This is a genomic window from Haladaptatus sp. T7, from assembly GCF_026008575.1.
Classification (GTDB): Archaea; Halobacteriota; Halobacteria; order Halobacteriales; family Haladaptataceae; genus Haladaptatus; species Haladaptatus paucihalophilus.
Genome location: NZ_BROP01000002.1, coordinates 57,534 through 73,952, shown reverse-complemented (window position 1 = coordinate 73,952; position 16,419 = coordinate 57,534). Strand labels below are relative to the sequence as shown.

Sequence of the window (16,419 nt, the reverse complement as noted above, 5' to 3'; positions counted from 1 at the left end):
CGACATGACTGGGGACGACGCTGACAACGAACGGAACGACTCCGAGGATACCGGCGACGAGATACCCGTCGATACGAGCGGTGCGGACGACGCGGAGGCCGTCGGCGACGAATTGGATGCGGACGAGGTGGAAGGCGAAAAACCGCTGTCGCGCGGTCGGAAACGCCTCGGAGAGGAGGCGGACCGCGCGGTCGAAGGGTTCGACCAAGGTATCGTGGACCTGCTTTCGTGGGTGCTCGACACCGAGACGCGCGCGCGAATCTACGTTTACCTCCGGCAGAATCCGGGGAGTACCAGCGAGGAAATCGCCGAAGGGACGGGGCTGTATCCGAGCACGGTCCGCGAATCGCTCGCCGAACTCCACGAGGAGGAGAACGTCTTCCGCGAGAAACGCGAGAGTTCGGGTGCCGGAAACAACCCGTACGAGTACACGGCCATCGCGCCGAGCGAACTCGTCGGCGGTATCGTGGACCAGGTACAACAGGAGCTGAACACGGTGTTCAACCTCGACAGCCACCTGAACGACGAGGTGTCCGAAACCGAACCGGTCAGTATCGAAGTCGAGGACATCTCGGACGACGTGGACGAGGAAGACACGGCGGACGTGGCCGACGACGGTACCGGATCGGACGACGAAGCGGACGAGGAGTAATCTTCCCCTTCGGAAAGATACACGGTCTTCTCACCCGACTCTACACACGGTACTGACCGTACTGACTATCATGGAGTCCACAATTTCTCCCGAAACGACCGTCGGTCGCGTCGCACTCCGAGTCAACGACCTCGACCGAGTGCGTCGCTTTTACGAGACCGTCGTCGGACTCGAACGCCTGCGGGAGGACGGCGAAACCGCCGTCCTCGGCGCTGGTGGCGTTCCGCTTTTGGAACTGGTCGCGGACGCCGACGCTCCCGCGCGGAGACGAACCGAAGCGGGACTGTTTCACACGGCGTTTCTCGTCCCCTCGCGGAGCGCCGTGGCGGATGCGCTCGTGCGCATCGAGAACGACTGGGAGCTGTCCGGCGCGTCCGACCACCGCGTAAGCGAGGCGCTCTACCTCACGGACCCCGAAGGGAACGGCGTCGAAATCTACCGTGACCGCCCCCGCGAGGAGTGGCCCGTCGAGGAAGACGGGAGCGTTCGGATGGAGACGCTGCCGCTCGACATCGACGAACTCCGGGAACAGCGGACGGACGCCGAAACGGTCCCGTCCGGAACGACCGTCGGGCACGTCCACCTCGAAGTCTCGTCACTCTCCGCCGCCCGGGAGTTCTACGTCGAGACGCTTGGAACCCGTATTCGTCAGCGGTTCGGCCCGTCCGCGCTCTTCCTCGCGGCAGACGACTATCACCATCACATCGGCCTGAACACGTGGAACGACCGCACGGAACCGACCGCGGGGCGCGGGTTGCTGTGGTTCGAACTCGTCGTCCCCGACCGGGCGGCGCTCGACGAGGCCCGACATCGGTTCGCCGCGCGTGGCGTCGAGACGACTTCGAGGGAGAATGGATTCGACGTGTCCGATTCCGATACTATAACTCTACGAATCACAGTGAATGATTGATTGTAGGTATGAAAGGTGGGATATCGGGGTTCGATGTTCGAATACTCTCCAAGAGGCCCTAAATCGAGGCTTCTAGGTAGCTTCGAACGTTACGACGAACGGAAATATTCTTCGTAATAGCTGTTGTTCGATAATTCTACCGGCGCATGATTTATATATCCATTCTCGGATGTGCACAGTATGAGTGATTTCAGTAGCGGGAACGAAGTGATTTCGAGTTCGGAGAGCGGGGTTACGATCGAAAAATCGTTCGACGGGGAGGCGTTCGCGGTCCCGGCGATTCGGTTCGAACTCCGGTCGGACCACGACGACGCGGTGACGGTCCGCATCACGGACCGAATTCCCGACGACTTTCCGATGGACAACGTGGGATTCCACCCCGAATACGAGAACGAGAACTGGACGGCTTACAAGGACCACCGCGTCCAGTTCGAGCGGACGCTCGAACCGAACGAGTCGCTGACGACGGTGTACGGGATTCGACTGTCGGACTGGTCCGACGCCGAGAAGTTCCTCATCGAACCGGAACTCGAAGAGGTCACGCCGGTCACGGACGACGGCGGGCAGGGCGAGGAGCGCATGGAGGAACACACCATCACCGACATCGTTTCCGAGGACAGCAGTCAGGTCGTCCGCGACGTCATCGCGGGCGACAGCGGACTGCCGGGACTGGACGAGGACGCCGAAACGGGCGACGACCCCGCTGACCCGCTCGCCGACGTCGGAAACGACCCCCTCTCCGACCCGCTCGGGTCGAGTGCCGACGCGGACGACGGTGCCACGGACCCGCTCGCGGACGCGGCGAGCGCGTCGGCTGACTCGACGGGTGAGGACTCCGCACCCGACGAATCGGACCCCGCCGGTTCGGATACCGAAGACGGTCCGTTCGCTGGCTCGGAGGACGACATCATCGACGCGGACGAGCCGGGCGACGACTCCATCGACGGGGGCGACGACGCGGACGAGTCGAACGACGACAGCCTCGAAGCGCCCGTCGAAACCGCCGACGAACCTCCGGCGTCACCCCCGCGGCCCGGAAGCGTCGCCGCCGCTCTCGCCGACGAGATTCGCGCCGGGGAGGTGAACGACGACGACCTCAAACGCATCCAGCAGGAACTCGATTTGGACACGCCCGAGAGCACGAACGTCCGCATCCGCCACCTCCAGTCCCGGGTGGACGACCTCGCGGCCTACACCGAGGCGTTAGAGGAGTTCATCGACGAGAACGGGACGGCGAAAACCCTCATCGACGGCTTCGAATCCGAAGTCGAATCGGTTCGCGCCGACCTCGACGAGATGGGTTCGGAGATAGAGAACGCGAAGGACGAGGGTGCACAGGCGCGCGCCCGCGTCGCCGACCTCGAAACGAACCTCGACGGTCTCGAAACGAGTATCGACAGCCTCGAATCGGGTCTCGAAAGCGACCTCGCCGACCTCGAAGACGACCTCGACGAGTTGGGCGAACTGGACTCCAACCTCGACGGACTCACGTCTCAGCTCGACGACTTGGAGGACCTCGTTGCGACGAACACCCAAGAGGCGTCCGCGTTGGACGACGAACTCGAAGACCTCCGAGACGACTTCGAGACGGTCGATTCGCTCGAAGGAAAAATCGAGGCGCTTTCCGAGGACGTCTCCGACCTCTCGGATTCCGTCGAGGCGACCGAGACGCGCATGGACGAAAAGATCGACACGCTCCGTTCCGACATCGGGGACATCGAGAGCGAACTGAAGGAACTCCACGAGTGGCGCGATCAACTCGGCTCGGTCTTCGGCGGGAACTGACCTTCGACGTCCTACAACCGAACGGAAACCACTCCTTTTCATCCACTTGCGGGTGCAGGCACGAGTCACCTGACGCCGGAGACGCTTCGTTTTGTTAGAGGGGGAAACCTATGAGCACGATACGAGTGGGTCACGCGCCGGACCAAGCGGACGGCTCGGACGATGAACGTCGTCTGTACGGCGACCCACAACACGAGGTTACCGTTGACGACAACCCCGAGCGGTTGTACGGGACGCCGCAACACGAGGGGGAACCGCCGACGAGCGACGTCGAGCGGTTCTGGCTCGACTGTTTCGCCTTCAGAAAGAGCGTCCAATGCGAGGATGGTTCCCAGTGAAAGCAAAACCACCACGAACGCCGGACGATGGAAACGCGCGGAACGAAAACGAGAACGCGAAAGCGACACGGAACGAAAACGATGAACAGCAGGCGGACAGGACGGAGGAGTGTCCGACCTGTGTGGCGGAGACGCCACACCGTGTCACTATCGAGATTCGAACGGAAAACGAACAGGCGAAGCACAGTTCGTTTTCCCGCGAACCGTACCGAGTCAGCGTCTGCGTCGAATGCGGCGAGGAGACGGTTCGGCGGATGAACGACGCCTGATCACTCGCGGCCGTCGCTCGGGGAGAGCGCGAGCGCGTTTTTCACGAGACTCCGATGCCCGCGTCGAAGTCGTTCGGACACCGCCTGATGGGAGATGCTGAGGTCCCCAGCGAGGTCGTCCGCCGTCGAGTCTCGCGGGACGTCGTAGTATCCGGCTTCGAGCGCCATCATCAGCGTTTCGTGCTGTTCTTCGGTCAGTCCGTACAGGCCGTGGCGCGTGTCGCTTATCTCGTAGATGTTGCGCACGTCGAGCGAGAGGCCGGTGTCCTGACAGAAGTCGTACGTCGCCGACAGCGAGTCGCGGTCGGGAAAGAGGATGCGAAGCCGCCAGCGGTCCTCCTTGCCGTGGAGGTTCAGGATGGTCGCTTCCTCCTCGACGAGGATGTGGATGACGACGTGTATCTGGTCCACCCAGTGCATCCGGTACAGTCGCTCGTCGCCGAGATCCTCGATGAGATTCAATTTATCGATGCTGTTGTCCGCACGAAGGGCGGAATCCAACTTCTCCAGGTCGTCCGCCGTCACCCAGAGGTAGGGCATGACGTGATTCGCGTCGTGTGCCGCCACGCGAACGACATCGAACTCGGCGTTCGGCGCACGCTCCAAGGCGGTTCTGAGCGCAAACTCCTTCGCCGGGAGTTCTATTTCGGCGATGGTACTCATACGACAACGAATGCCAGCGACTGTAATACGTGCTACGGCTACGTCACTCCGCCACCGCGACGGTGGAACGACTCGTACTCTCGCGTCTCGACGATTTCGCGCAGGTGCTCTCCGACACGCCACACGTCGTGAAAGCCGACGTACAGCGGTGCCGGACAGACCCGGACGACGTTCGGCGGCCGGAAGTCCACGACGACGCCTCTCTCTTTCAGCGCCTCGCCGATGCGGTACGCTTCTTCGTGTTCGACGGCGACGTGTCCGCCCCGGCGTTCGGGGTCACGCGGGGTGCCGACCCGATACTCCGGCAACTCGTCCACTATCTCGATGAGAAAGTCGGTGAGCGACAGCGATTTCTCCCGCACCGGGTCGATTCCAATCTCCTCGAACGGTTCGAGCGACCCCAAGAGCGGGGCGGCGCTGAAGACGGGTACCGTGCCGATTTGCCACGCTCCGGCGTCCGCGGCGGGCGTGAACGTCGTCTCCATCTCGAACTGGGTTTCCTTGTCGTGTCCCCACCATCCGGCGAGTCCGGGTTCGGTGCCGAAGTGGCGTTCGTTGACGTACAGGCCCGCAACTGCGCCCGGTCCGGCGTTCAGGTACTTGTAGCTACACCAGACGGCGAAATCTACGCCCCACTCGGAGAGTCGATGGAGTACCGCGCCGACCGAGTGGGCGAGGTCGAACCCGGCCAGCGCGCCGCGGGCGTGTGCCGCGTCCGTCAGTCGCTTCAGGTCGAGCAACTGTCCGCTCCGGTAGAGGACGGACGGCATGAACAGAATCGACGTTTCGGGGGTCAACGCGTCGATGACGTCCTCTTCTTCGATGGTGCGCCCGTCTCGGCTTTCGACGACGACGAGGTGGTCGTCCGGGTCGAGACCAAGCCGTCGCATCTGTGCGCGGATGGCGTAGTGGTCCGTCGGGAAGTCGAGTTCGTTGACGACGACCTCCCCGCCGTCGTAGAACGTCGAGAAGAGCGCGTGGATGTTGACCGTCGTGGAGTTTCCGACGACGACCTCCGCCTCGTCCGCGCCGACGAGCGGCGCGAGTCGGTCGCCGAGGCGCTCCCCGTAGTGGAACCAGTCCGGGTCGGCGTCGGTCCAGCCTCGGATTCCCAGTTCTTTCCACTCCTCGACCGCGTTCGAGAGCGCCCGCTCCGCGTCCGACGAGTGTACGCCGAGCGAGTTGCCGTCCATGTACAGTTCGCCCTCCGGAATCGAAAACCGGTCCCGAACGGAAGCGAGCGGGTCGGCCTCGTCACGTCGTTTCGCGTCGTCCGCACCCGTATCCATACGTATCGTTTCGGGCACGGCTACTTCACTGTACGCGCCCCGGTCAGTCGGTCGTGATTCCCGAACTCCGTTTTGGCGGGTCGTCAGCTTGTCCCTATCTCGACACCCCGTGACACGTCTCCGCCGACCACCTCACCCATCGCGCCAGCGTTCGACCTGTGGCTCGATGAAATCGAGGACGCGCTCCGGCGGCGAGTCGAACCACCGGGCGTCGAGAACGTCGTCTCCCACCGTCAACTCGCCGCCGACGCGGACGCCCGAAAAGAGTACCGAGAGTGCGAATAGTCGCTCGCTCGGGTCAGTTTCGAGAAATATCTCCTTCCGCCGAACGTCGAGGACGTCCGTCAGGCGACAGCGGAGTCCCGTCTCCTCACGCACCTCGCGCCGGGCCGTCTCGGAGAGGGTTTCACCGGGTTCATGGCCGCCGCCGGGGACGCCCCACTCGTTCGCCGCGTTCGGATGGCGAATCATCGCTACCCGGTCCTTCGCGTCGGTCACCCAGACGGCGGCGTCGCCGAGCCATCCGTCCGCTGCTTTTCGTCGTCCGTGTTCGAAGTAGTCGGCGTCGTTCCCGACCCGCTCGTCGTGGACGGGAAACATCCCGTATGCGTTTCGAAGCCGACGGAGGCTCTCCGTCGTGGCGTCACGGGTTCGCGCTTCGAGTGACATGATTCGACGTTGGCAGGCTGAAACTATAACTCTCCTGCCGAGCTGAAGTCTGTATGGACGACGAAATGGCCGATGCGGTGGCACGAATCGAAGCGATGGGCGTCCCGCCGTGGCACGCCCTGTCCGTCGAGAGCGCGCGACGCGTCGAGGACGACGTGTTCACCGCGGACGACCGCGCGCAGGTCGCGTTCGTTCGCAACCTCTCGATTCCCGGCCCCCGCGGAAAGATTCCGATTCGCGTCTACCGCCCCGACGTTCGGGACGCCCCGGTCGTCGTGTTCTATCACGGCGGCGGGTGGACGCTCGGGACGCTCGACTCCATCGACGGCGTATGCCGGGAACTGGCCAACCGCGCCGAGTGCGTCGTCGTCTCCGTGGACTACCGACTCGCACCGGAGCATCCGTTTCCGGCGGGGGTGGACGACGCCGTTGCCGCGCTCGAATGGGCCGCCGACCACGCGGAGACGTTCGGCGGTGACCCGACCCGTCTCGGCGTCGCGGGGACGAGCGCGGGGGGCAATCTCGCCGCCGTGACTGCGCTCTACGCCCGCGACTTCGGCGGGCCGACGCTCTCCCACCAGAGTCTCCTCTATCCCATCACGAACCACGCCTTCGATACGGACTCCTACGAGGAGAACGGTGACGGACCGCTGCTCACCCGCGCCGACATGGAGTGGTTCTGGAGCCATTACCTCCGGAGTCCGGTCGATGGCCGGAATCCTTTCGCGTCGCCGCTTCGCGCGCGCGACCTCTCCGACCTCCCGCCAGCGACCGTCGTCACGTGCGGTCACGACCCGCTTCGGGACGAGGGCATCGCGTACGCCGACCGACTCGCCGACGCGGGGGTTTCGGTCGCACACGACCACTATCCCGGCATGGCCCACGGCTTTTTGAGTCTCACCGGCGACGTGACCACGGCGGACGAAGCGATGGATGCGGTCGCGTCGTCCCTCGGTTCGATGTGAGTCACGACGGTAACACGGCGGGCGACGGTTGAACGACGAGACGAGCACGTCGGCGACGAGGACGGTCACGTTCGTCTCCCACCGAGGGCGAGCGTTTATCTCCCCGAACGTTGCATCGTACGAAGTGACCGACGACTACGATGCGGTCGTGTACGACCTCGACGGAACGCTCGTTCGACTCGCCGTGGATTGGGCCGCCGCCGCGGAACCCATCAAGCCGATTCTCCGGGAGCACGGCGCTGACGCGGACGCGGATGACGCACTCGATTTGTTACCGGTGGCGGAATCGATGGGCCTCGCCGAGGAGGTCGAACCGCACCTCGCGGCGGCCGAACGTGCGGGTGCCCGTGACTCGGAGGGGCTTCCGCTGTTGGACGAGTTGGCCGCCGCCGACGGTCCGGTCGGCATCTGTTCGCTCAACTGCGAGGCCGCGTGTCGTCTCGCGCTGGACGCCCACGGCGTCCCGAACGCGACCGACGTCATCGTCGGCAGGGATTCCGTCCCGGAACGGAAACCCCATCCCCAACCGTTGCTCACGGCCATGCAGAAACTCGGTGCGACGCCGGAACGTACCCTGTTCGTCGGCGACTCGGACAGCGACGCGGAGACGGCCCGGAGGGCTGGAACCGCGTTTCGACGGGTGTGATATCGACGACGTGAGGAACCGGCACATCGCTTCGATTCCCGTGTTTTCCCCCTCTGTGCCATGCTGTATCCTCCGAGATAATATCGCGGCATACGGTTTATCGGTGTGTTAGTCAACACGAGCGTCGCCGACGTTGAACCCATACAGACAAACGAGTACGTCATCAGCCAGATATCGTGACTCTTCACAAAAACCGGGACGGGAACCGATGCAATTTCTTTCGGAACGATGTTCGAGGGGCATCGAATGGATGTCGAAGTTGCGAAATTGGAGGGTGTTTTTCGACCACGCCACCGATCACAAACTGTGAATAATCTCTCTTTTTTTGCTTCCTTCGAGATGAAAACTCCCTCTGAAACCACCACGATCTCCATCGGAAGTTGTCTTCGTCTATAGTGGGAAATGGCTACGAGACGACGGTAATAGCAATCGTTCTGAACATATTACTGTGTATTCTGCCCGCGCCATTGGAATATTTCGGAGGACCAATAACTCCTCCGTAGCTGGCGCTCAAAATAATATCGTCATTTGTGTTCCTAGAACGGGTGATAGTGCAGGACTATCTAGCGAGATATTTTATTATTTGGCCCTGATTTGGGGTGCTATATTCACAGATAAGTTCGCTTATCACTCTCCGTGGGACAGCTTAATGTACTCGGGATGAGATGGGAAACCATGGCCGATGACGGGACGGAACGGACTGTCGTAAAGACGTACATTCCGAAATATCAGAAAGAGGAGTGGCAGGCGCACGCCGACGAACTCGATATGAGCCAGAGCGAGTTCGTCAGGTCCATGGTGCAGGCCGGACGACGGGGGTTCGAGATGAATCCCGTGGAGGACCATTCTGGGGGGTCGAACCCCGGGGGTAACGACCTCGAAACACGGGTGCTCGAATCGCTCGCCAGGGAGGACAACATGTCGTGGGACGAACTGGTCGAACGGCTCGCCGGTAACTTCGAGGACCGACTCGACGAGGTGTTGAACGAACTGCAGGCGAAAAACCGCGTCCAGTACAGCGGGCGCCACGGCGGGTACGTCCTCGTCGGGGGTGTCGATGGCGACGAGTAGCCCCGCCAATCCGAACCCGGACGACCCGGTGGGGTACTTCCTCCAGGACCTGCTCTATCACGGAAAGAGCGAGCGCACTCGCGACGCCTACGAACGCGTGTTGCGGCGGTTCGAGGGATTTCTTTCCGACCCCGACCGAAACCCGTCGGGGAGAACCATTGCACCGGGGGAGGCGACCCAACGGGACTGCATGGCGTGGATTCACACGCTTCGCGGGGACAACGCCGAAAGTACGATAGCAACCTACGCGTCCTACCTCCACCGGTTTTACGCCTACATGACGCAAGTCGGCGCGTTCGAATCCAACCCGATGGCGCTCGTGGTCGAGGAGATGCACGAATCCATCGACAAGGACCCGACCCGCCGTGAGATTTCCGTCGAAGCGATGCGCGAATTCGTCGGGGAAATCGGCCATCCGTTGGAGCGCGCCGTCGTCTGCACGCTGTTGAAGACGGGGATGCGTGTCGGCGAAGTGAGCAACCTCGATTTGCGGGACGTGAACCTCGCCGACGAGGACGTTCGGTCGGCGTACTCCCTCGGGGCGCGTCCGCGACTCGACGGCCGTCCCGACTCGATTTTCGTCGGCACCGACGCGGTTCGCGGGCAAGTCGTCAACGGCGAGGAGCGCACCGCCTCGAACAAGCGAAAGCGCGACACCATCGTCCCCGTGGACGACGAACTTCGTCGGGTGCTCGTCCGGTGGCTGGCGATTCGGCCGGATTCACCGTCGCCCGCGGAACCGCTGTTCGTCAGCACGAGCGGTGACTGGGGTCAACGGCTCACGCCGAAGATGATCCGGAACGTGGTCGAACGCCACGCCCGCGATGCGGGGTGGCACCGAACCGGCGGCGGCGCGGAAGAAAACGTCACGCCCCACTACTTCCGGCACTTTTTCACCACGCATCTCCGCGACCGAACCGGAGACCGCGGTATCGTGAAGTACCTCCGCGGCGACGTGGCGAGCGACATCATCGACACCTACACGCACAACTGGGGAGACAGGGTGCGCGAAGTGTACGAGGCGAACATCTACTCGCTGTTGTAAGTTGGTTTCTCGTTTCGTGGAGAGATACGGGGGAACCTGTCGTCGGGACGAATTCGAGTCGGACTCGGCGGAACGATACTGACCGCTGTGAGTCGAGAGGGTCGTGACTTCTTCGAGAAGCCTTCGGCCGTCTCTTTCCCTCTCCTTCGCAGACCGATGCGTGAGTCGGATGTGAGTGGTTTGAGCCGCCAGAGAATGACAAATATGCTTTATTTATCCATGGCATGGGCGTCTCGTTTCGACGACATAAATCTTATTTCGCTATATCGAATTGTTGGAGAGTTCGGTGCCACGGCTAGAACGATTTTCCCATCTTCTGCAGAAATTCCCTCGACTCCTCGCTTCGATTTCGGCTATCGCGTCACTGCCGTCGTATTTCCGCGCGTTGGCCCTTCTCTATCGGCGCGCCGACCGTGTTGCCCCACTCCACCCACGACCCGTAGTAGTTTCGCACGTCTTCGAAATCCAGCAGTTCGTGGAGGACGAACCACGTCAGGGCGGAGCGTTCCCCGATACGACAGTAAGTGATGATTTCGGTCGTTTCGTCGATGCCCGCCGCCTCGTAGATGGCTCGAAGTTCGTCCTCGGATTTGAAACGGCCTTCGCCATCGACGACTTGACTCCACGGGATGTTGACCGCGCCGGGGATGTGGCCGCCGCGCTGGACGCCCTCGTTCCATCCCGGCGGTGCGAGGATTTCGCCGCGGTACTCCTCCGGCGTTCGAACGTCGATGAGCGAGGTCTCCCGCGGTATCGCGTCCAGAACGTCCGGTTGATCGGCGCGAACGTCGGCGTTCGGTTCCGCCGCACTGTACGAGCGCGCCGTGAACTCCGGTACCTCGTCCGTGACCGGCGCGTCGCGGCCCAACCAACTGTCGCGGCCGCCGTTCAGCAACCGCACGTCGGAGTGGCCGTAGTACGTGAGAAGCCAGTAGGCGTAGGCGGCGAACCAGTTCATCATGTCGCCGTACAGCACGACCGTCGAATCCTCCGTGATGCCGTGTCCGCCGAGTAACGCCTCGAAATCGCCCTTCGTCGGCACGTCGAACGTCGTCGAGTCCTGCAGTTCGGTCCGCCAGTCCACTTTCGTCGCGCCCGGAACGTGCGCTTCGTCGTAGTTGCTCGGGTCGATATCGACCTCCAACAGCCGAAACGAGGGGTCGTCGCGTTGGAACTCGTCGAGTCGGTCGACCACCCAGCCGACGGAAACCAGTGCGTCGGTGGTATCGCTGGTCATTGCTGAACCTTGTGGCGGGAGTCGCATTAATACCCCGCCGTCCGCGGTAGTCTCATTCGAGCCATCGGTTGCCCTCGTCGCCGCCCGCGTAGCGCCGGGCGAGTTGGGCTTCTGCCTGTCGAAGCCGATAGGAAAGCGTCGAACGAGGAATCGAGAGTTCCGCGGCGATTTCGTCCAGCGTCGCCTCGCGCGGCGTCTCGTAGTACCCCGCTTCGAGCGCGGCGCGGAGCGCGACCTCCTGCTCTTCCGGCATTGCGACGGTCGCCAGCGAATCCTGTCGCCACCCGCTCGCGTCGCGGAGGTGGCCCATTCGAAACGTGAGACCCGCGGCGAGTCGCGCGCCGAGGGCGTCGTAGAAGACGCCGACTTTCTCGTCCGAGCGCATCAGAATTCGCCACCAGTGGGTCGATTCGCGGCGGCGAGTTTCGAATATCAATCCCCTCGGGAGGTGCTTTCCGGCGAGGGTGTGGACGGATTCACAGCCGCGAATGTCGGTCAGATACGTGTACAGGACGAGTTCGTTCGAGGAGCGTTCGAGCACGTCGTGAAAACGGGTTGCATCGCAATCCCGCTCGGTGACCGACTCGCCGCAACACGTATCGTCGAACCGAATCTCCTCGATGCGGTCGAGCGCGGACCGCGGCCCCGAAATTCGTTCGATTCGCCAGAACCGGTCTTCGGTCACGAACCCATCGAGCGAGTGGGCCACGACGGACGGGTGGTCGATGAAGACGTCCATGATGGGGTCCGCACCGACTTCGTACTCGATGGCAAACGTGAACTCCCGCATTCACCTCGATGAGGTCGTCGGGCGGGCAAAAAGACTCTCATTGGCGAAGCGGGTCAGAACAGCGCCTGCACGACGGCCAGCATCGCCGTGGCGACGACGAGCAGGGCGAGGAGGACGACGAGTATCGGCTTGTATCCCGTCGAGCGGAGTTCGTCGAGTCGCGTTTCGAGTCCTAACCCGGCGAACGCGAGGAGGAACGCCCAATCGGAGGCGTTCGAGAGGGAAGTGATCTGCGCCTCCGAGAGGAATCCGAGGTTGGCGACGAGGAGAACGACCAGAAACCCGAGCACGAACTTCGGAAACGTGTTCCAGAGGAACCGCCACCCGCCGGGCACGCCGTCGCCGGATTTGTAGTCCGAATCGCCGTCGGTGCGGTGGCTGTCGCCGTCGCGGTGGGCGTCGCCGTCGGTACGGCGAGCGTAGTACACCGCGTACGCGATGGCGGCGAGGCCTATCATCGAGTTCCGGGTAAGTTTCACGAGGAGCGCCCACTGTCCGGCGGTTTCCGAGAACGCGAACCCGGCGGCCGTCACGGGACCGGTGCTGAACATGGTCAGCCCGGCCCAGATTCCGAAGACGGTGCTCGAAAGCCCGAGCGCGTGGCCGACGACCGGGTAGACGAAGAGCGTCGTCGAGTCGAACAGGAGGACCGTCGCCGCCGCGTACGCGATTCGGGTCTCGTCCACGTCGATGCTCTCGGCGATGGCGACGACGGCAGACACGCCGCAGATGCCCGACCCGGCGGCCAGCAAGGAACCCGTCTCCTCGTGAATCGAGAAGACCGTCCGGGCGAGCAGTTCGACCACCAGAATCGTGGTCGTGACGGTGGCGACGACGAGGAACAGTATCGTCGGCCCTGCGGCGATGACCCGGTCGAGCGCGACGCTCGCGCCCATGACGACGATTCCGGCTTCGAGCCAGACTTTGTGGGTTCGGACGCCGGGGCGCGCCCAGTCGGGGATTCCGTAGAGATTACCGACGAGCAGGCCGAGGAGTATCGTCACGATGAGGTAGTTGAGACCGGGAACGGCCGACGCGACGAGACGGGCGAGAAGGCCGACCGCGAGGAGGACCGCCAATCCCGGAACGGTTCGTCGAATCGTCACCATGGAATCGAAACGCCGAGAGAGACGGCGACCAGTAGTAGAAGTCCGAGACAAACCGCCTGCCAGTCGTTTTCGAGACTCGTCCACCAACGCCACAGGTGTTCGGAGGGGGAAACGGAATCGCTCACTGTGGTCGATACTCCGAACGGGAGTGAAATACGAATTCGGTTGTCGCACGACAAGGTTGTCGTACGACAACTCCTTACCCGAATCTCGATTCACCGCGAATGATTCGAAGGTGAGGGATCAACTCCTTCTCCGATGGAATTCGTCCACTTCGAACGTTCATCACGGAAAACATATTACCTCGCTTCGAAAACACTGGTTCAATGCCCGGCGCACGCATCGACGGCGACGAGCGAATCACGCTCAGGACGGTCGAAGAAGAGGACGTTCCGTTCGTCCAGCGCGAGGCAACGAACCCCGAAATCCGCTATCCGATGGGGAAACCGCTCAGGACCCGTGCGGAAGTCGAAGCGCATCTGGAAGAGGAGCACGCCGACCGGTTTCTCGTCTGCCTCGACGGTGACGATGCGGGTCCGGGGACTCCCGAGGAAGGAGCGGTCCGACGAATCGGGTGCGTGGGCGTGGAGGACGCCGACTGGAAACGCCCGGAACTCGTCTACTGGCTCGTCCCCGAGGCGCACGGCAACGGCTACGGCAAAGCGGCCGTCTCGTTGGTCATCGACTACGTGTTTCGGACCTACGCCACCCCCGCCATCGGTGCGGGTGCGTACCCTTTCAACGACGCCTCTCGCGGTTTGTTGGAATCGCTCGGATTCACCGAGGAGGGCCGCCAGCGCAAGTACATATTCGTCGACGGCGAGCACCGCGACATCGTTCAGTACGGCCTCCTCCGCGAGGAGTGGCGGGAACGAAAACGGGCGTGACCGGTCGTCAGTCGTGGTGCGCGGAGACGCGAGTCGGGACGTCTTCGACCGGCACGAACGCCGTTCGCCGTTCGCCCGTTCGAAACCGCTCCTCGTGCAGAATCTCGGTTCCCTCCTCCGCATCGTCCGGTAACGGCCAGCGCTGACTTCCGTGACCGATTCCGTCGTACGACATCCCCGCGTACAGCGGATTGACGCGCGTGAGTTCGTCGAACACTTCTTCTCTGTCGTCGTACTCGAACCGAGCGTCGGTCAGTCGTCTCCCGATTTCGAGGAGGATGTCGAGGTCGCGTCGAACGCCATCCGGCGGCGGGGTCATCGGGCGCATCCGCTGTACCTGCCGGTCGAGGTTCGTCACCGTTCCGCCCTTCTCGGCCCAGAGGCTCGCCGGAAGCACCACGTCCGCGTGTTCGACCGTCTCGGTCGGGAACGCCTCCTGCACGAGCAGGAAGTCGAGCGATTCGAGCGACCGGGCGACCGACTGCGTGCCCCGTTTGCTCACGGCGGGGTTCTCGCCGACGACGTACGCGCCGCGAATCGCGTCGCCGAACGCGCGAACCGCGTCGAGTTCCGAGCGGCCGGGACGCGAGGGTGGGGCCGCGCCCCACTCCTCGGCCACCGCCGACCGCGCGTCGGCGTCGGCCACGGGACGAAAGCCCGGAAGCGTCGAGGGACGACAGCCGACGTCGTTCGCCCCCTGTTCGTTGGTGAGACCGCGCAGGAGGTTCATCCCCGTCCCGCGCCTGCCGATGTTACCCGTCACGAGGAGGAGGTCGATGAGCGCATCCGCCGTCGCGGTTCCCTCGTGGTCGTCTTCTTCCGCTCCCGTTCCGACGATGACGGCGGCGCGGTCGGCGCGGCCGAACCGCTCTGCGATGTGGCGAATCCGCTCTGCATCGACGCCGGTTCGCTCGGCGCACTCGGCGAGGGTGAGGGACGCCAGCGATTCGGCGAACGACTCGAAGTTCGTCGTCCGCTCGGCGATGAACGCCTCGTCTTGCAATTCCCGGTCGAGGAGTTCGGCGGTGACGGCGTTCACGAACAGCGCGTCGGTGCCGGGGGTCGGCGCGACGTGCGCGTCGGCGAGTCGCGTCGTCTCGTTGGCGTCCGGTTCGACGTGAATCAACATCGCGCCGTCGTTGATTGCCGGGCGAAGATACGAGTTGAAGGCGATGGGCTGCTGGGCGGCCGGGTTCGCGCCGAGGACGAGGAACAGGTCCGCCTCGGTCAAATCCGAGAGCGTGTTGGTCATGCCCGGCGACCCCAACCGCTCGACCATCGCCGCGACCACCGACCCGTGGCAGATTCGCGCCCTGTTATCGACGTTGTTCGTCCCGAGGACGCGAGCGAGTTTCTGGAGGAGGTAGTTCTCCTCGTTGGTACAGCGCGGCGCGCCGAAGAACGCGAGCGCGTCCGGTCCGCGGTCGTCGAGAACGGTTTCGAACTCGGCTTCGATTCGGTCGAACGCCTTCTCCCACGTCACGGATACGAGGTTCCCTTCCTCTCGAATCAGCGGGTCGGTAAGTCGGTCGGCGGCGTTCAGTCCGTCGAAGGCATTGATTCCGTTTCGACAGAGCCGCCCCTCCTCGTTGACGGGTGCGCCGTCACACCCCACAGCACCGTCCCGCCGGTCGCTGTATCGGACGCGACAGCCGACCGAACAGCACGGGCAGACGCTTTCGACCGTCTCGTCGGGGTTCGTTCCGTTCATCCCTTCGGGACGTCGCCTTCGAGGACGTTGTACGCGGCACCCACCCCGGCGAGCGCCACGATGACGAGCAGGGTGACCAGCGCGTTCGGAACGACTGTTTTCGTCCGGAAGAGGTGACTGCCACACTCCGGACACCTGAGCGCAATCGTCTCGAACCGCGCTCCGCAGACGGTACACTCGTGAACGTCGCGTTCGCGGTCGTTTTCGACCCCGACGAGGCCGTTGTCGATGCCGAGCAGCCGTTTGACGGTGTACGTGCGTTTCATGCCGTGGAATGGTGTTGGTGGATGTGTTCGCGGAGGTCGTCCTCGCTGTCGAACGATTCGTGACAAAACTGGCACTCGTGGTCGCTCGCGGTTGGATTGTCTGGCATGGTGTTGGAT

At 63.2% G+C, this 16,419-nt stretch carries 19 protein-coding genes; 10 read left to right on the top strand and 9 right to left on the bottom strand.

Annotation, left to right across the window (positions count from 1 at the left end; genetic code table 11):
• Positions 1-4: 4 nt before the first annotated feature.
• The 5 genes from OPC11_RS06385 (at position 5) to OPC11_RS06365 (ending at position 3,954) form a co-directional block, all read left to right on the top strand.
• The gene (locus OPC11_RS06385; RefSeq protein WP_007978944.1) at positions 5-652 is read left to right on the top strand and encodes a winged helix-turn-helix transcriptional regulator; all 648 of its coding nucleotides are present in this window, start codon (positions 5-7) and stop codon (positions 650-652) included.
• A gap of 70 nt (positions 653-722) precedes the next feature.
• Positions 723-1,562 (top strand): VOC family protein, encoded by an 840-nt coding sequence (locus OPC11_RS06380; RefSeq protein ID WP_264781380.1) that lies wholly within the window; start codon positions 723-725, stop codon positions 1,560-1,562.
• Between the two features lie 180 nt (positions 1,563-1,742).
• A complete protein-coding gene (locus tag OPC11_RS06375) occupies positions 1,743-3,347 on the top strand; it encodes an AAA family ATPase (protein ID WP_264781379.1) in 1,605 nt (534 codons plus the stop codon).
• A 110-nt stretch (positions 3,348-3,457) separates the two neighbouring features.
• Positions 3,458-3,685: a hypothetical protein gene (locus OPC11_RS06370; RefSeq protein ID WP_264781378.1), complete on the top strand. Its 228-nt coding sequence runs from the start codon at positions 3,458-3,460 to the stop codon at positions 3,683-3,685.
• Entirely contained in the window at positions 3,682-3,954 is a 273-nt protein-coding gene (locus OPC11_RS06365) for a hypothetical protein (RefSeq protein ID WP_264781676.1), read from the top strand. Before OPC11_RS06370 ends, OPC11_RS06365 begins: the two co-directional genes overlap by 4 nt.
• On the opposite strand, the gene OPC11_RS06360 is transcribed toward OPC11_RS06365, so the two are convergent.
• From OPC11_RS06360 to OPC11_RS06350, 3 genes are all read right to left on the bottom strand, one after another.
• Entirely contained in the window at positions 3,955-4,617 is a 663-nt protein-coding gene (locus tag OPC11_RS06360; protein WP_007978933.1) for a helix-turn-helix domain-containing protein, read from the bottom strand.
• Between the two features lie 38 nt (positions 4,618-4,655).
• A complete protein-coding gene (kynU, locus tag OPC11_RS06355) occupies positions 4,656-5,906 on the bottom strand; it encodes a kynureninase (RefSeq protein ID WP_264781377.1) in 1,251 nt (416 codons plus the stop codon).
• Between the two features lie 132 nt (positions 5,907-6,038).
• Positions 6,039-6,575 (bottom strand): NUDIX domain-containing protein, encoded by a 537-nt coding sequence (locus OPC11_RS06350; protein WP_264781376.1) that lies wholly within the window; start codon positions 6,573-6,575, stop codon positions 6,039-6,041.
• A 53-nt stretch (positions 6,576-6,628) separates the two neighbouring features.
• Between OPC11_RS06350 and OPC11_RS06345 the strand changes: the two genes are divergently transcribed.
• From OPC11_RS06345 to OPC11_RS06330, 4 genes are all read left to right on the top strand, one after another.
• Positions 6,629-7,540 (top strand): alpha/beta hydrolase, encoded by a 912-nt coding sequence (locus OPC11_RS06345; RefSeq protein WP_264781375.1) that lies wholly within the window; start codon positions 6,629-6,631, stop codon positions 7,538-7,540.
• Positions 7,541-7,664: 124 nt separating this feature from the next.
• Positions 7,665-8,186, top strand: coding sequence for an HAD family hydrolase (locus OPC11_RS06340; RefSeq protein ID WP_264781374.1), 522 nt, complete (start codon positions 7,665-7,667; stop codon positions 8,184-8,186).
• Positions 8,187-8,861: 675 nt separating this feature from the next.
• The gene (locus OPC11_RS06335; protein ID WP_264781373.1) at positions 8,862-9,257 is read left to right on the top strand and encodes a DUF5805 domain-containing protein; all 396 of its coding nucleotides are present in this window, start codon (positions 8,862-8,864) and stop codon (positions 9,255-9,257) included.
• Positions 9,244-10,302, top strand: a complete 1,059-nt coding sequence (locus tag OPC11_RS06330; protein ID WP_264781372.1) for a tyrosine-type recombinase/integrase — start codon at positions 9,244-9,246, stop codon at positions 10,300-10,302. Before OPC11_RS06335 ends, OPC11_RS06330 begins: the two co-directional genes overlap by 14 nt.
• 361 nt (positions 10,303-10,663) lie before the next feature.
• Here the strand turns inward: OPC11_RS06330 and OPC11_RS06325 are convergent, their stop codons facing one another.
• The 3 genes from OPC11_RS06325 to OPC11_RS06315 are packed head-to-tail and all read right to left on the bottom strand — an operon-like array spanning position 10,664 to position 13,438.
• On the bottom strand, positions 10,664-11,539 hold the full coding sequence (locus OPC11_RS06325; RefSeq protein ID WP_007982962.1) for a sulfurtransferase: 876 nt from the start codon (positions 11,537-11,539) through the stop codon (positions 10,664-10,666).
• Between the two features lie 52 nt (positions 11,540-11,591).
• A complete protein-coding gene (locus OPC11_RS06320; RefSeq protein WP_069449713.1) occupies positions 11,592-12,329 on the bottom strand; it encodes a helix-turn-helix domain-containing protein in 738 nt (245 codons plus the stop codon).
• A 53-nt stretch (positions 12,330-12,382) separates the two neighbouring features.
• Complete coding sequence (locus OPC11_RS06315; protein ID WP_264781371.1) at positions 12,383-13,438, bottom strand: YeiH family protein; 1,056 nt, start codon at positions 13,436-13,438, stop codon at positions 12,383-12,385.
• A 326-nt stretch (positions 13,439-13,764) separates the two neighbouring features.
• On the opposite strand from OPC11_RS06315, the gene OPC11_RS06310 reads away from it, so the two are divergent.
• Entirely contained in the window at positions 13,765-14,325 is a 561-nt protein-coding gene (locus tag OPC11_RS06310; RefSeq protein WP_264781370.1) for a GNAT family protein, read from the top strand.
• 7 nt (positions 14,326-14,332) lie between these two features.
• On the opposite strand, the gene OPC11_RS06305 is transcribed toward OPC11_RS06310, so the two are convergent.
• From OPC11_RS06305 to OPC11_RS06295, 3 genes are read right to left on the bottom strand one after another with little or no spacing between them, the layout of a single operon-like run.
• Entirely contained in the window at positions 14,333-16,036 is a 1,704-nt protein-coding gene (locus tag OPC11_RS06305) for a molybdopterin-dependent oxidoreductase (RefSeq protein ID WP_264781369.1), read from the bottom strand.
• A complete protein-coding gene (locus OPC11_RS06300; RefSeq protein WP_264781368.1) occupies positions 16,033-16,302 on the bottom strand; it encodes a hypothetical protein in 270 nt (89 codons plus the stop codon). Before OPC11_RS06300 ends, OPC11_RS06305 begins: the two co-directional genes overlap by 4 nt.
• Complete coding sequence (locus tag OPC11_RS06295; protein ID WP_264781367.1) at positions 16,299-16,409, bottom strand: C2H2-type zinc finger protein; 111 nt, start codon at positions 16,407-16,409, stop codon at positions 16,299-16,301. Before OPC11_RS06295 ends, OPC11_RS06300 begins: the two co-directional genes overlap by 4 nt.
• Between the last annotated feature and the right edge of the window lie 10 nt (positions 16,410-16,419).